This is a genomic window from Stenotrophomonas sp. 80084_Sma, assembly GCF_056481995.1.
This window is the reverse complement of the sequence record NZ_CM151177.1, coordinates 2182844-2196319: the sequence shown is the minus strand read 5'-3', so window position 1 is coordinate 2196319 and position 13476 is coordinate 2182844. Positions and strand designations below refer to the sequence as shown.

Here is a 13476-nt window from a genome sequence, read left to right as displayed (position 1 = left end):
CGCCCGCTCCGGCAAGCGCCATCGCTGCTACGCTGCATGCCCTTTCATGCAATGGATGGCAGCTCCTTCATGCAGATCAGCGAACAGCTGGTGCTGGTCACTGGCGCCGGCCGCGGCCTTGGCAAGCACATTGCCCGCGCCTTCGCCGCCCAGGGCGCCCGCGTCATCATCAACTACCACCGCAGCGAAGCCGCCGCACGTACGCTGGCCACTGAGCTGGGCGGACAGGCGATCGCGCTGCCGGCCGACGTCACCGACCGCGCCCAGGTCGATGCGATGCTGCAGCACGCGCTGGCCCACTTCGGCCAAGGTGTCACCACCGTGGTCAACAACGCGCTGGCCGCTTTCTCGTTCAATGGCGATGCCCGCGACGCCGCCACCGACATCGGCTGGCCGGCCTTCCAGGCGCAGTTCGAGGGCAGCGTGCATGGCGCGCTGAACACCGTGCAGGCCGCCCTGCCCGGCATGCAGGCCCGCCGCTTCGGCCGCGTGATCAACATCGGCACCAACCTGTTCCAGAACCCGGTGGTGCCCTACCACGACTACACCGCCGCCAAGGCCGCACTGCTGTCGCTGACCCGCACACTTGCCGGCGACCTCGGCCCGCACGGCATCACCGTCAACATGCTGTCCGGCGGCCTGCTGCGCACCACCGATGCCAGTTCCGCCACGCCCGAAGCGGTGTTCGACTACATCGCCGCCAACACCCCGCTGCGCAGCGTCACCACCCCGGCCGAATTCGCCGATGCCGCGCTGTTCTTCGCCAGCCCGTGGTCACGCGCGGTGACCGGCCAGAACCTGGTGGTGGATGGCGGACTGGTGCGGGACTGAGCCGATGCGCATCTCCGAGGTCAGCCGCCTGACCGGTGCCAGCGCCAAGGCCATCCGACTGTACGAGGCGCGCGGCCTGCTGCCGCCGGTGCCACGACTGAACCGCTACCGCGACTACAGCGAACAGGACGTGGCCTGGGTGCAGCTGATCCGCCAGGCGCTGGGGCTGGGTATCACGCTGGCGGCAATCTCGCGCCTGCAGGGCCGCGACGGGCGGCTCGACTGGCAGGCAGTGCTGACCCTGCTTGAGCAGCAGCGCAGCCGCATTGCCAGCGAGCGGGCACGGCTGGCGCAGGTCGAGCTCGACCTGCAGCAGGTCAGCGACGAACTGCGGCAGTGGCTGCACTCCGGCAATGGTGACTGCACCCTGCAACCCAGCGGCTGCACTCCTGGCGTTTGACTCTGTCCCTGGGGCATAGCCCAACCTCGCGCACATACCATTGCCCGAGGTTGCCGTGTCCCGTTCCATCCTGATCCTGCTTGGCCATCCCGACCGCGACAGCCTGTGCGGCGCCCTCGCCCAGCGCTACGCCACCGCCGCCGAGAATGCCGGCCATCGGGTGCGCCTGATCGCACTGGGTGACCTCGAGTTCGATCCGGTGCTGCGGCATGGCTACCGCCAGATCCAGCCGCTGGAAGCCGACCTGCAGGACGCGGCGGAAGCGATCGAGGCCTGCGATCACCTGGTGCTGGTCTATCCCACCTGGTGGGGTGCGATGCCGGCGCTGCTGAAGGGCTTCTTCGATCGCGTGCTGTTGCCGGGGTACGCCTTCCGCTACCGGCGCGATTCGGTGTGGTGGGACCGGCTGCTGGCCGGGCGCAGCGCGCGGGTGATCACCACGCTGGATACGCCGCCCTGGTACTACCGCTGGATCTACCGCGACCCGGGCATCACCCAGATCCGCGCCCCCCTCCTGGAATTCTGCGGCATCCGCCCTGTGCGGGTCAGCCGTCTCGGTGCGGTGCGCAGCAGTACCCCAGCACAACGCAGCAAGTGGCTGGCGTTGGCAGCAGAGCTGGGTTCACGCGCCAGGTAGATCCACGCCATGCGCGGATGAAATGCCGGCCACGTTCCATGTGTCGCGTTTGCCAATTGACCGCCAGGCACCGTGCCTCAAGGCTGAGGGCCCCTCTTTCGGCCCAGGCAAAGCCCATGAAATCCTCGACTGTCTTCAGCAAGTGCGCCAGGAAGACCGGCTTTTCCGGCACGTCGACGACCCGCTACCGCTTGCTGGATGCCGCCCTGCTTGTCGTCAATCACCAGCGCGCCAGCGAAAGCCGGGGCTTCTATGTGAATGCTGGGCTCTACTTTCCAGAACTGCTCGAGCATCCCCTTGCGCCTGACGATCTTGAAACGGCTTTCCGGTACCGCTCCAGCATTCCCACACCCCATGTCGACTGGCGGATCGAAGAGACGCCCGGCCTGCGCCGGGCTTTCATCCAGCAGGATCTGGATGATCTGCTGGAGGCCGGCAATCGCGACGGGATGAAATGCCTGCTGCTCGGTGCCCTTGCCGACGTGGCGGGCTTCGCGGCAACCCATGGAAACCGGGAGTCGGTGCGGCGATTGAATCAGGACGGGAACTTCCGCGCGCTCATCCGCAGAGAGGTCTAGTAGATCCACGCCATGCGTGGATGGACTCCAGGAGCGTGCGGACCAAGGTTCGCACCTACCAGGACACATTCAGTGCTGTTTGGGCGGCGTCGGTCCGCAGCTGTCGCAACCGCCACAGGCACCACCGCCTCCGCTAGCCGGCGGTGCGATCTTCCGCCCCAGCGCCTGCAGCCAGGCGGCGCGGCTGGGTTTCAGCAGGGCCAACGCCAGCGCCCCGCGCAGCTTGCGCACGGTGCCGGGGAACTGCTTCTTCAGCACCACCCAGGCACTGACCAGCACGGCCACCGCGATGATCAGGTACTGCAGCAGCAGTCCACGGTCCATCAGCCGCCTCCCAGCGCCTTGGTCACCTGGTAGGTGATCAGCGCCGCCACGTAGGCCGCAGCAAACAGGTAGAACGCCGAGAAGGCCATCGTCTTCCACGAATTGGTCTCGCGCTTGATGGTGGCCAGCGTCGAGATGCACATCGGGGCGTAGATGTACCAGACCAGCAGCGACAGCGCGGTGGCCAGCGACCAGCCGTCGCTGATCAACGGGGTCAGCGCCTGGCTGGCGGCATCGTCATCGGCTGCGGACAGCGCGTACACGGTCGCCAGCGAGGACACCGCCACTTCGCGCGCGGCCAGGCCCGGAATCAGCGCAATGCAGATCTGCCAGTTGAAGCCCAGCGGCGCGAAGAACACCGCCATCGCATGGCCGATCTGGCCCGCATAGCTGTAATCGATGGCCGGCATGGTGGCGCCGGCCGGAGCCGCCGGGAACGACAGCAGCACCCACAGCAGGATGGTCAGCGCCAGGATGATGCCGCCGACGCGCTTGAGGAAGATCATGCCGCGCTCGTACAGGCCGACCGCCAGGTCGCGCACGTGCGGCAGGCGGTATGACGGCAGCTCCAGCATCAGCGGGTGCTCGCTCTTGTCGCGGCGCCACTTCTTCATGATCCACGACATCGCCAGCGCACTGAGGATGCCCGCCGCATACAGGCCGAACAGCACCAGGCCCTGCTGGTTGAACACGCCCCACACCGTCTTCTGCGGGATGAACGCGCCAATCAGCAGCGCATACACCGGCAGGCGTGCCGAGCAGGTCATCAGCGGCGCGACCAGGATCGTGGCCAGGCGGTCACGCGGGTCCTGGATGCTGCGCGTGGACATGATGCCCGGCACCGCGCAGGCGAAGCTGGACAGCAGCGGGATGAACGAGCGGCCGGACAGGCCGGCGGCGGCCATCATGCGGTCGAGCAGGAACGCCGCACGCGGCAGGTAGCCGGATTCCTCCAGCACCAGGATGAAGAAGAACAGGATCAGGATCTGCGGCAGGAACACCACCACGCCACCCACACCGGCGATGATGCCGTCAGTCAGCAGGCTGGCCAACGGGCCTTCCGGCAGCACGCTGCCGACGAAGGCACCAAGCCAGGCGAAACCGGCCTCGATGCCGTCCATCAACGGTGTCGCCCAGGCATACACCGCCTGGAAGATCAGGAACATCACCACCGCCAGGCTGACCAGGCCGAACACCGGGTGCAGCAGCCAGCGGTCCAGCGCGTCGTCGACCTTGGCGGTCCGCGCCGGCATGCGCACGGCCACTGACAGGATCTCGCGCACCTTGGCGTGATAGTCGATGCCACCTTCCGGGCCCGGCACCGGCGCATCCAGGTGCGGCACCATCGCATCGAGGCGCTCGACCAGGGCTTTGGCGCCCTGCTTGCGCACCGCCACGGTTTCCACCACCGGCACGCCCAGCTCGCGCTCCAGCGCGGCCACGTCCACCTGGATGCCACGGCGCTGGGCCGCATCGACCATGTTCAGCGCAACCACCATCGGCTTGCCCAGCTCGCGCAGTTCCAGCGCGAAGCGCAGGTGCAGACGCAGGTTGGTGGCGTCGATCACGCACAGCAGCACGTCCGGTGCAGCCTCGCCCGGGTAGAAGCCCCGGCACAGGTCACGGGTGATCGCCTCGTCCAGGCTGGCCGGGTGCAGGCTGTAGGCACCGGGCAGGTCGAGTACGGCGAACTCGCGGCCGGACGGCGCGCGCAGGCGGCCTTCCTTGCGCTCAACGGTGACGCCGGTGTAGTTGGCAACCTTCTGCCGGCTGCCGGTCAGCTGGTTGAACAGCGCGGTCTTGCCACTGTTGGGGTTACCGACCAGCGCAATGCGCAGGGGCGCGGTAGAAGTTGCAGCGGTCATGCGCGACGCTCCTGGCGGTTGGCGTCGACCACGACGCGCTTGGCTTCACTGATCCGCAGCGCAAACCGGGTGAACCCGACCTGCACCAGCAGCGGCTCGCCACCGACCGGGCCCTTGGCCACCAGGCGCACTTCCTCGCCCTTCACGAAACCCAGCTCGCGCAGGCGACGGGCGATGGCATCGTTGGCATGGAGGTCCTGCACGGACTCGACCACGGCCGAGGCGTGCAGCGGCAGTTCGGACAGCGTCATCTAGCGCATTCTCTGCTGGATGTAAATGGTTCTCGATTCTAACATTCCCGCGTCGCGTCATGGCCCATGACCAATGGCCCGCTATGATCCATACAGGTATGGAGTGACCCTGGAATCCCATGAACGATGCTTTGCAGATCGAGCGCAGCGGCGCCGTCCTCACCCTCTGGCTGAACCGGCCCGAGCTGCACAATGCCTTTGACGCCGGCTTGATAGCGCGGCTGACCGCCGCCCTCGAAGCCGCCGGACGCGACGACGCGGTGCGCGCGGTAGTGGTGGCCGGCCACGGCGCCTCCTTCTCGGCCGGCGCCGACATGCAGTGGATGCGTGGCATGGCCGCCGCCAGCGAGGCCGACAACCGCGAGGACTCGCTGGCCCTGGCGCGGCTGATGCGCACCCTGGACGAGCTGCCCAAGCCGACCCTGGCCCGGGTCCACGGCGCGGCCTTCGGTGGCGGCGTCGGCCTGGTCGCCTGCTGCGACATCGCCATCGCCAGCACCGCGGCCCGCTTCGGCCTGACCGAAAGCCGCCTCGGCCTGCTGCCAGCGGTGATCTCGCCCTACGTGATCGAGGCCATCGGCCCGCGCCAGGCGCGGCGCTGGTTCGCCACCGGCGAGCATTTCGACGCCGAGACTGCGCTGCGCATCGGCCTGGTCCACCAGCTGGTCGAGCCGGAACGCTTGGACGAGGCCGTGCAGCGCCAGCTGGCCCTGCTCGACAAGGCCGGCCCGATCGCTTCTTCCAGCGCCAAGCAGCTGGTGCGGCAGGTGCGTGACAGCCATGACCGCGATGCCCTGGATCGCGATAATGCCGCCCTGATCGCGCGCCTGCGGGTGTCCGCCGAGGGCCAGGAAGGCCTGGGCGCCTTCCTCGACAAGCGCGCGCCCCACTGGGTCACGGAAGCCTGAACATGCTCGATCATCTTGGTTTGACCAGCGCCGACCTGGCGCGCAGCAAGACCTTCTTCCTGCAGGCGCTGGCGCCGCTGCAGATCGGCGTGGTGATGGAAGTCACCGCCGAACAGACGGGCGCGCACGACCACATCGGCTTCGGCAGCGAGGGCAAGCCGTTCTTCTGGCTCGGCAATGGCGGCACCGCCAGCCACGGTGTGCACGTGGCCTTCGCCTGCGCCAGCCGCACCCAGGTGGACGCCTTCCATGCCGCTGCCCTCGCCGCCGGCGGTCGCGACAACGGCGCGCCGGGCCTGCGCCCGTGGTACCACCCCGACTACTACGGCGCCTTCGTGCTCGACCCGGATGGCAACAACATCGAGGCGGTATGCCACCGCCCTGCCGACGAGGTGGCCGCATGAGCGACTACGTCCGCATCGTCGAGGTCGGCCCGCGTGACGGTCTGCAGAACGAAAAGCAGTCGGTGTCCACCGCCGACAAGATCGAACTGATCAACCGCCTGTCGGCCACCGGCCTGCGCAGCATCGAGGCGACCAGCTTCGTCAGCCCGAAGTGGATCCCGCAGCTGGCCGATGCCGCCGAGGTCTACGCCGGCATCCAGCGCCGGCCCGGCATCCACTACCCGGTGCTGGTGCCGAACGAACAGGGCTACGACCGCGCCCGTGCGGTGGGCGTGGAGGAAGTGGCGGTGTTCACCGCCGCCTCGGAGGCGTTCAACCGCACCAACACCAATGCAGGCATCGACGAATCGCTGGCCCGGTTCGAGCCGATCCTGCGCCGCGCCGCCGCCGATGGCGTGCGCGTGCGCGGTTACGTGTCCACCGTGCTCGGCTGCCCTTACCAGGGCGAGGTGCCGCTGGCCGACGTGGTGCGGGTGGCGCGCGCCCTGCATCAGATGGGCTGTTACGAAATCTCGCTGGGCGACACCATCGGCGTCGGCACCCCGCGCAAGGCCCGGGCGATGCTGCAGGCAGTTGCCGCCGAGATTCCGATGGCCGCACTGGCCGTGCACTTCCACGACACCTATGGCCAGGCCATCGCCAACATCGCCACCTGCCTGGAAGAAGGCGTGCGCGTGGTCGACAGCGCGGTGTCCGGTGCCGGTGGCTGCCCGTATGCCAAGGGCGCCAGCGGCAATGTCGCCAGCGAGGACGTGGTCTACCTGCTGCAGGGCCTGGGCCTGGACAGCGGCGTGGACCTGCCGGCACTGGCCGAGACCGGCCGCTGGCTGGCCGGCCTGCTCGGCCGCGCCACCGCCAGCCGCACCGGCCAGGCGCTGGCCGCCGCCGGCTGACCGCCGCACTGCGCCGCCCTGCACCGGCGGCGCAGTGCACAACAGCGACGGTCGCGGCTTCCGTTAGAATCGGCGGTTCTCGAACCTGCAGGACCGTGCAATGCAGCTGTCTTCCGTACGTGCCGTGATCACTGGCGGCGTCTCCGGCCTCGGCCTGGCCGTGGCCCAGCACCTCGTCGCCCAGGGCGGCAAGGTGGCCCTGTTCGACCTCAACGACGACAAGGGCGCCTCCGCCGTCGCCGATCTGGGTGCCGACAAGGCCCGCTACTTCAACGTCAACGTCAGTGATGAAGCGGCCGTCTCGGCAGCCATCGACCAGGCCCACGAGTTCCTCGGTGGCCTGAACGTCGCGATGAACTGCGCCGGCATCCTCGGCGCCGGCCGCGTGCTGGGCAAGGAAGGCCCGATGCCGCTGGCCGGCTTCCAGGGCACGGTGATGGTCAACCTGGTCGGCAGCTTCAACGTGGCCAAGGCCGCAGCCAACCGCATGCAGCACAACGAGGCCGGCACCGACGGCGAGCGCGGCGTGATCATCAACACCGCCAGCATCGCCGCCTATGAAGGCCAGATCGGCCAGGCCGCGTATGCCGCCAGCAAGGGCGGCGTGGTGTCGATGACGCTGCCGATGGCGCGCGAACTGTCGCGCTTCGGCATCCGCGTCAATACGATTGCTCCAGGCGTGTTCTGGACGCCGATGGTCGACGGCATGCCCGAGGCGGTGCAGCAGTCACTGGCCGCGTCGATCCCGTTCCCGTCGCGCCTGGGCAAGCCGGAAGACTTCGCCAGCCTGGTCGGCTTCATCCTCGGCAACACCTACCTCAATGGCGAGACCATCCGCCTGGACGGCGCTACCCGCCTCGCTCCGAAGTGATTCCCCCGGGCGCCGGGACGGCGCCCTCCCCCAACGACCTAGATCACCATGAAAGCCAACGACATCAAGAAGGGCAACGTCGTCGAGTACAACAACGGCGTGTACCAGATCCGCGACATCGAGCGCAGCTCGCCGCAGGGTCGCGGCGGCAACGTCCGCTTCCGCTTCATCATGTACAGCGTGCCGGGCGGCAACAAGCTCGACGCCAGCTTCGATGCCGACGACAACCTGGTCGAGGTCGAACTGCTGCGCCGCCAGTCCACCTATTCGTACAAGGATGGCGATGCCTTCGTGTTCCTCGATGACGAGGACTACACCCCGTACACCCTGGACGCGGACGTGATCGGCGACGACGCCGGCTACATCACCGATGGCCTGACCGGCATCTACGTGCAGGTGATCGACGAGCAGCCGGTGGCGATCCAGCTGCCGGCCTCGGTGGTGCTGGAAGTGATCGAGACCCCGCCGGAACTGAAGGGTGGCACCGCCACCAAGCGCCCGAAGCCGGCCAAGCTCAACACCGGCATCGAAATCATGGTGCCGGAGTACATCGTCAACGGCGAGCGCGTGCTGGTGAACACCGCCACCGGCGAATTCGCTGGCCGTGCCGACTAAGCGCCTTGCGCTGATCGGCTGCCTGTCCCTGCTTGCGGCGTGCTCGCCGCAGGCAGCGGCGGACAACGCTGCCGACGCTACGCCAGCCGAACCGGCCGTGACCGCCGCACCAGCGGTGGAGGCACCGGCCGCCGTGGAGGCCATCGCCGAAGCGGAGCCCGCTACCGAGCGGCCCTCGGGCGATGAGGACCTGGACAAGGTACGTGCAGCCGCAGGCTGTCCGGTCCCGGAGGATGTTTATGACGTCGACGACGTGCGCATCTACTGCGCGATGCCGGCCGACGTGCAGGCCTTCCTCGCGCGCGAGAACACCTGCCAGCATTTCGCCGGCGAAGAGCCGTAGGACGACGAGCGTCGCCGTGAACTGGAAGAGGCCAGCGCCAAATACTGCGAAGGCCGCGAGAAGAACTTCACCGATCTGGTCGCGCGCTATCGCGGTGACTGCGCTGTCCGCGCAGCGCTGATCGGGATCAACGGCCGCTATGACCTGGACTTCGATCTCGACCTGAAGCCCTGCGGGGGCTGACCCCTCGATGATGTAGAGCCGAGCGTGGGCTCGGCTCTACAGATGGCTTACGGCTGCTTCGCGCCGAAGTTGCCGCAACCATGATACTGGCGGGTGCCGATGGTCAGGTTCACCCTGGCCTCGAACGCCTCGCCACTCATGTCGTCCTGGCAGGTGGTGCGCTGGAAGCTGAGCTTGACGTCGGTACCGTCGGACGCCTTGCCACTCCATCCGTCGGCCCCCTCGGTGGGCTTGGCCACATCGAAGCGGCGCTCGCCGTAATCGACTTCCACCTGCAGGCCCGGCGCATCGCCGTCAACGACTGCAAGCCAGCCGGGTTCATTGCCGGTGGCACGGAACGCGGCATTGCCGGCGCTGCCATCGCCTTCGGTGGCTTCGACCGCATGGCACTCGCGATCGGCTTCGCCCTTCAGGCTCAACAGGCCGTCATCGCTGCCCTTGGTCCAGAAGCTGTTGCCCTGGCCATCGCCATACTTCGCGCCCGACGCCGCACGCTCGGAAGTCATGGCGAAGGTACGTTCGCCGATCACTACCGTCGCCGCATCCTCGCCATTGAAGGTCGCGCGCACGTTCAGATCACCACACCGGTACATGGTCTCGCTGCCGGTACCGGCGCCGGTGCTGGCAGCCGGTTCGGGCGCGGCCGGCGGCGCGGCATCAGTGCCGCCCGCAGCGGGTGGCTGTGCCGGCTGGCACGCGGCCAGGACCAACCCGAGGGAGGCTGCCAACAGACTGGGGACTACACGCATGGCTCGACTCCTTGTCGACACTACAGAGATCTTCGACCCTACCACCTGCCGGTGAGCGGGGCCTGAAAGCGGCCTGACCGCACTCACGCGGCCAGCACCGCCATCGACAGCAGCTGTGCGCCACTGTCGCCGGAACTGCAGGCCCAGACCCGCAGCAGGCGCAGTTTCAGCTCGCGCTCCTGGCCCTGCCCGCACACCGACAAGCGCACGTCACTGGACAACAATGCCAGGCGTCCGCACAGCAGCGTTTCCACCGCGTACGATTGCAGGCTGCTCACCCGCAGGTTCCCGGCCAGCCAGTCGCCCAGCCAGGGCAGATCGAGCATGCGCCCGCCCTGCCCATCCATCATGAACAAGGCCGGCGATAGCAGCGCGGTCAGCGCATCGTGGTCGTCATCCAGCAATGCCTGCCGCAGGCGCTGTTCCAGCGCTGCCAGCTGCCGCTCATGCAGGTCTTCAACGATGTCCCGTTCCATCCACGGATCCTTCCGGCATCGGCCGGCGCCTGCGCAGGCGTTGCGCGATCCACTGCCGCGCGCCCTGCACTACTACATAGAAGACCGGCACGAAGAACACCGCCAGCACGGTCGCACTGACCATGCCGCCGAACACGCCGGTTCCGATCGCCTGCTGGGTTTCCTTCGATGCGCCCTGCGCCAGCATCAGCGGCACCACGCCCAGCGCGAACGCCAGCGAGGTCATCACGATCGGCCGCAGGCGCAGCCGTGCCGCCTCCAATGCCGCTTCGACCAGGCCACGGCCCTGCTGCTGCAGCTGGCGTGCGAACTCGACGATGAGGATCGCGTTCTTCGCCGACAGCCCGATCACCGTGATCATGCCGACCTTGAAGAACACGTCGTTGGGCATGCCGCGCAACAACACGGCCGCGACCGCACCGAGCAGCCCCAAGGGCACCACCAGCATCACCGCCAGCGGAATCGACCAGCTCTCGTACAGCGCCGCCAGCACCAGGAACACCACCAGCATCGAGAGCAGCAAAAGCCACGGCGCCTGCGCACCGGATTCGCGCTCCTGCAGCGACTGGCTGGTCCATTGCAGGGCGAAGCCGGACGGCAGCTTCTCCGCCAACCGCTCCATCTCCGCCATCGCCTGGCCAGTCGACACGCCGGAGGCCGGGGCGCCGGACAGATTCAGCGCCGGGAAGCCGAGATAGCGCTGCAGCTGCAGCGGCGCCTCGGTCCAGTGCGGGGTCACCAGTTCGGACAGCGCCACCATGCCGCCCTCGCTGTTCCGCACGTACAGCTTCAGCACGTCCTCCAGTTCCATCCGGTGCGAGGCGTCTGCCTGCAGGATCACCTGCTGCAACCGGCCCTTGTTGGGGAAGTCATTGACGTACTGCGAGCCCATCGCAGCCGACAGCGTGCTGCTGATGTGTTCGAAGCCCACGCCCATCGCCTCGGCCTTGGCCCGGTCGATGTCCAGCCGCACGCTGGTGCCGGCCGGCAGGCCATCGGCATGCACCTCGGACAGCAGCGGGCTGGCCTCGGCCAGCTTCAGCAGCTGCTGCAGGGCGGCGCGCAGTTCAGCCTGGCTCTGCCCGGTACGCGCCTGCAGGGCGAGCGAGAAGCCGGACGAACGGCCCAGGCTGTCAATCGCCGGTGGCATCACGCTCATCACCTCGCCCTCGGCAATCGTGGACATCGCCTTCTGCGCGGCCTCCACCTCGCCGGCCGCGGTGGCACCGGCGCGCTCGCCCCAGTCCTTGAGCATGGTGTAGGTCAGCGCCGCGCTGGGACCGGAGCCAGAGAAGCTGTAGCCAAGGATCGACTGGTTGGAGCCGATGCCCGGGCGTGACGCCACATGCCGCTCGTAGGCTTCGACCACGGCCAGCGTGCGCTCGGCGGTGGCTTCGGCAGGCAGCTGGATCGATGTCATGAAATAGCCCTGGTCTTCTTCCGGCAGGAACGCACCCGGCAACCAGTGCAGTCCCAGCAGCAGCGCCACCACCAGTGCGGCGAACACGCCCATCACCCGCCCACTGCGCTGCAGCACCGAGGCCACGCCACGCTGGTAGCGCCCGGTCATCTTCTCGAAGCCACGATTGAAGGCACCGAACAGCCCGCCACGACCATGGTGTCCATGGGTATTCGGGCGCAGCAGGGTCGCGCACAGCGCCGGCGTCAGGCTCAATGCCAGCAGCGCCGAGAACAGGATCGACACCGCCATCGCCACGGTGAACTGGCGGTAGATCGCGCCCACCGAGCCGCTGGCCAACGCCATCGGAATGAACACGGCGGTCAGCACCAGGGTGATGCCGATCACCGCACCGGTCAGCTCGCGCATCGCCTTGATGGTGGCCTCGCGCGGCGGCAGTCCTTCCTCGGCCATGATCCGTTCCACGCCCTCGACCACCACGATGGCGTCGTCGACGATGATGCCGATCGCCAGCACCATGCCGAACATGGTCAGCACGTTGATCGAGAAGCCCAGCGCCAGCATCACCGCGAAGGTGCCGAGCAGCGCGATCGGTGCGACCAGCGCCGGAATCAGCGTGTAGCGCCAGTTCTGCAGGAACAGGTACATCACCGCGAACACCAGCAGCATGGCCTCCAGCAGCGTCTGCACCACCTTCTGGATCGAGATCTTCACGAACGGTGCGGTGTCGAACGGAATGCTCGACTCCACGCCGCGCGGCAGCAGCGGCGCCAGTTCGGCCATGCGCTCACGGACCGCCGACGCGGTGCGCACTGCGTTCGCGCCAGGACGCAACTGCACCCCGGCGGCGGTCGCTGGGTGGCCATCCTCGCGGGTGCCCCACGCATAGCTCTGCGCGCCCAGTTCGACGCGGGCGACATCGCCCAGCACCAGCCGTGAACCGTCGGCCCCGGCGCGCAGCACGATGGCTGCGAACTGCTCCGGCGTGGACAGCTGCCCATCGGCGCTGAGCGGCACGGTGATGCGCTGGCCTGGAACACCCGGCGAATCACCGATGCGTCCGGGCGAGATCTCCAGGTTCTGCTGCTCGATGGCGGTGGCCACATCACCCATGGTCAGGCCGTAGCCGGTCAACCGGGTCGGGTCCAGCCACACGCGCATCGCCTGTTCGGCACCGAACAGCTGCACGCGGCCGACGCCATCGATGCGGCGCAGCTCTTCGATGATGTTGCGCGCCATGAAATCGCCCAGCGCGGCTTCGCTGACGCTGGCATCCGGCGAACGCAGGCCGACCAGCATCAGGAAGCCGGAATCGGCGGCCTCCACGAACAGGCCGTTCTGGCGCACGCTGCGCGGCAGGCGCGGCTCGATCGCCTTGATCCGGTTCTGCACGTCCACCTGCGCCAGCTCCGGGTTGGTACCGGGCTTGAAGGTCGCAGTGATCGAGGCTTCGCCGGAGGTGTCCACCGACGATTCGAAGTACAGCAGGTGCTTGACGCTGGACAGCTCGCGCTCGATCAGCCCGACCACCGCATCATTCAGCGTCTGCGGGCTGGCACCCGGGTAGCTGGCATAGATGCTGACACTGGGCGGCGCGACCGCCGGATAGCGCTCCACGGCCAAGCGCGGAATCGCCAGTACGCCGGCCAGGATGATGAAGATCGCCAGCACCCAGGCGAACACCGGGCGATCGATGAAAAAACGTGCCATGTTGGATTTTCCTGGATG

At 67.9% G+C, this 13476-nt stretch carries 16 protein-coding genes; 10 read left to right on the top strand and 6 right to left on the bottom strand.

Features of this window, described 5'->3' with window-relative positions:
• Positions 1-69: 69 nt before the first annotated feature.
• The 4 genes from ACZK3W_RS10305 to ACZK3W_RS10290 all read left to right on the top strand — a co-directional run bounded on the left by ACZK3W_RS10305 (position 70) and on the right by ACZK3W_RS10290 (position 2446).
• On the top strand, positions 70-831 hold the full coding sequence (locus ACZK3W_RS10305; RefSeq protein WP_478450775.1) for a 3-oxoacyl-ACP reductase: 762 nt from the start codon (positions 70-72) through the stop codon (positions 829-831).
• Between the two features lie 4 nt (positions 832-835).
• On the top strand, positions 836-1231 hold the full coding sequence (locus tag ACZK3W_RS10300; protein ID WP_478450774.1) for a MerR family transcriptional regulator: 396 nt from the start codon (positions 836-838) through the stop codon (positions 1229-1231).
• A gap of 55 nt (positions 1232-1286) precedes the next feature.
• Positions 1287-1868: an NAD(P)H-dependent oxidoreductase gene (locus ACZK3W_RS10295; RefSeq protein WP_478450773.1), complete on the top strand. Its 582-nt coding sequence runs from the start codon at positions 1287-1289 to the stop codon at positions 1866-1868.
• Between the two features lie 116 nt (positions 1869-1984).
• Positions 1985-2446, top strand: coding sequence for a DUF4304 domain-containing protein (locus tag ACZK3W_RS10290; RefSeq protein ID WP_164080829.1), 462 nt, complete (start codon positions 1985-1987; stop codon positions 2444-2446).
• A 69-nt stretch (positions 2447-2515) separates the two neighbouring features.
• Here the strand turns inward: ACZK3W_RS10290 and ACZK3W_RS10285 are convergent, their stop codons facing one another.
• Genes ACZK3W_RS10285 through ACZK3W_RS10275 form a run of 3 tightly spaced genes read right to left on the bottom strand, consistent with a single transcriptional unit; the run spans position 2516 to position 4886 of the window.
• Entirely contained in the window at positions 2516-2770 is a 255-nt protein-coding gene (locus ACZK3W_RS10285) for a DUF6587 family protein (protein WP_478450772.1), read from the bottom strand.
• On the bottom strand, positions 2770-4635 hold the full coding sequence (gene feoB, locus ACZK3W_RS10280) for a ferrous iron transporter B (RefSeq protein ID WP_182267740.1): 1866 nt from the start codon (positions 4633-4635) through the stop codon (positions 2770-2772). Before feoB ends, ACZK3W_RS10285 begins: the two co-directional genes overlap by 1 nt.
• On the bottom strand, positions 4632-4886 hold the full coding sequence (locus tag ACZK3W_RS10275; RefSeq protein ID WP_032128790.1) for a FeoA family protein: 255 nt from the start codon (positions 4884-4886) through the stop codon (positions 4632-4634). The genes feoB and ACZK3W_RS10275 overlap by 4 nt, the downstream gene beginning before the upstream one ends.
• Before the next feature lie 119 nt (positions 4887-5005).
• On the opposite strand from ACZK3W_RS10275, the gene ACZK3W_RS10270 reads away from it, so the two are divergent.
• From ACZK3W_RS10270 to ACZK3W_RS10245, 6 genes are all read left to right on the top strand, one after another.
• Positions 5006-5794 carry an enoyl-CoA hydratase-related protein gene (locus ACZK3W_RS10270; protein ID WP_107432688.1) on the top strand — a complete coding sequence of 263 codons (789 nt, stop codon included), beginning with the start codon at positions 5006-5008 and terminating at the stop codon, positions 5792-5794.
• A 2-nt stretch (positions 5795-5796) separates the two neighbouring features.
• Complete coding sequence (locus ACZK3W_RS10265; RefSeq protein ID WP_132810027.1) at positions 5797-6198, top strand: VOC family protein; 402 nt, start codon at positions 5797-5799, stop codon at positions 6196-6198.
• Positions 6195-7091 carry a hydroxymethylglutaryl-CoA lyase gene (locus ACZK3W_RS10260; RefSeq protein WP_008268685.1) on the top strand — a complete coding sequence of 299 codons (897 nt, stop codon included), beginning with the start codon at positions 6195-6197 and terminating at the stop codon, positions 7089-7091. The genes ACZK3W_RS10265 and ACZK3W_RS10260 overlap by 4 nt, the downstream gene beginning before the upstream one ends.
• A 100-nt stretch (positions 7092-7191) precedes the next feature.
• Positions 7192-7962, top strand: a complete 771-nt coding sequence (locus ACZK3W_RS10255) for an SDR family oxidoreductase (protein ID WP_032128786.1) — start codon at positions 7192-7194, stop codon at positions 7960-7962.
• Between the two features lie 48 nt (positions 7963-8010).
• A complete protein-coding gene (yeiP, locus tag ACZK3W_RS10250; RefSeq protein ID WP_005409468.1) occupies positions 8011-8577 on the top strand; it encodes an elongation factor P-like protein YeiP in 567 nt (188 codons plus the stop codon).
• Positions 8567-8920, top strand: coding sequence for a hypothetical protein (locus ACZK3W_RS10245; protein ID WP_478450771.1), 354 nt, complete (start codon positions 8567-8569; stop codon positions 8918-8920). Before yeiP ends, ACZK3W_RS10245 begins: the two co-directional genes overlap by 11 nt.
• A 230-nt stretch (positions 8921-9150) precedes the next feature.
• Here the strand turns inward: ACZK3W_RS10245 and ACZK3W_RS10240 are convergent, their stop codons facing one another.
• The 3 genes from ACZK3W_RS10240 to ACZK3W_RS10230 all read right to left on the bottom strand — a co-directional run bounded on the left by ACZK3W_RS10240 (position 9151) and on the right by ACZK3W_RS10230 (position 13458).
• A complete protein-coding gene (locus tag ACZK3W_RS10240; protein ID WP_049400135.1) occupies positions 9151-9852 on the bottom strand; it encodes a COG3650 family protein in 702 nt (233 codons plus the stop codon).
• A gap of 83 nt (positions 9853-9935) precedes the next feature.
• Positions 9936-10328, bottom strand: coding sequence for a nuclear transport factor 2 family protein (locus tag ACZK3W_RS10235; protein ID WP_478450770.1), 393 nt, complete (start codon positions 10326-10328; stop codon positions 9936-9938).
• Positions 10309-13458, bottom strand: a complete 3150-nt coding sequence (locus tag ACZK3W_RS10230) for a multidrug efflux RND transporter permease subunit (protein WP_285302824.1) — start codon at positions 13456-13458, stop codon at positions 10309-10311. The genes ACZK3W_RS10235 and ACZK3W_RS10230 overlap by 20 nt, the downstream gene beginning before the upstream one ends.
• Between the last annotated feature and the right edge of the window lie 18 nt (positions 13459-13476).

What these genes read in the sequence shown, in the direction of transcription:
- ACZK3W_RS10305 (WP_478450775.1), top strand. Translation starts at nt 70, where the DNA reads ATGCAGATCAGCGAACAGCTGGTGCTGGTCACTGGCGCCGGCCGCGGC.
- ACZK3W_RS10300 (WP_478450774.1), top strand. Translation starts at nt 836, where the DNA reads ATGCGCATCTCCGAGGTCAGCCGCCTGACCGGTGCCAGCGCCAAGGCC.
- ACZK3W_RS10290 (WP_164080829.1), top strand. Translation starts at nt 1,985, where the DNA reads ATGAAATCCTCGACTGTCTTCAGCAAGTGCGCCAGGAAGACCGGCTTT.
- ACZK3W_RS10285 (WP_478450772.1), bottom strand. Translation starts at nt 2,770, where the DNA reads ATGGACCGTGGACTGCTGCTGCAGTACCTGATCATCGCGGTGGCCGTG.
- feoB (WP_182267740.1), bottom strand. Translation starts at nt 4,635, where the DNA reads ATGACCGCTGCAACTTCTACCGCGCCCCTGCGCATTGCGCTGGTCGGT.
- ACZK3W_RS10275 (WP_032128790.1), bottom strand. Translation starts at nt 4,886, where the DNA reads ATGACGCTGTCCGAACTGCCGCTGCACGCCTCGGCCGTGGTCGAGTCC.
- ACZK3W_RS10270 (WP_107432688.1), top strand. Translation starts at nt 5,006, where the DNA reads ATGAACGATGCTTTGCAGATCGAGCGCAGCGGCGCCGTCCTCACCCTC.
- ACZK3W_RS10265 (WP_132810027.1), top strand. Translation starts at nt 5,797, where the DNA reads ATGCTCGATCATCTTGGTTTGACCAGCGCCGACCTGGCGCGCAGCAAG.
- ACZK3W_RS10260 (WP_008268685.1), top strand. Translation starts at nt 6,195, where the DNA reads ATGAGCGACTACGTCCGCATCGTCGAGGTCGGCCCGCGTGACGGTCTG.
- ACZK3W_RS10255 (WP_032128786.1), top strand. Translation starts at nt 7,192, where the DNA reads ATGCAGCTGTCTTCCGTACGTGCCGTGATCACTGGCGGCGTCTCCGGC.
- yeiP (WP_005409468.1), top strand. Translation starts at nt 8,011, where the DNA reads ATGAAAGCCAACGACATCAAGAAGGGCAACGTCGTCGAGTACAACAAC.
- ACZK3W_RS10240 (WP_049400135.1), bottom strand. Translation starts at nt 9,852, where the DNA reads ATGCGTGTAGTCCCCAGTCTGTTGGCAGCCTCCCTCGGGTTGGTCCTG.
- ACZK3W_RS10235 (WP_478450770.1), bottom strand. Translation starts at nt 10,328, where the DNA reads ATGGAACGGGACATCGTTGAAGACCTGCATGAGCGGCAGCTGGCAGCG.
- ACZK3W_RS10230 (WP_285302824.1), bottom strand. Translation starts at nt 13,458, where the DNA reads ATGGCACGTTTTTTCATCGATCGCCCGGTGTTCGCCTGGGTGCTGGCG.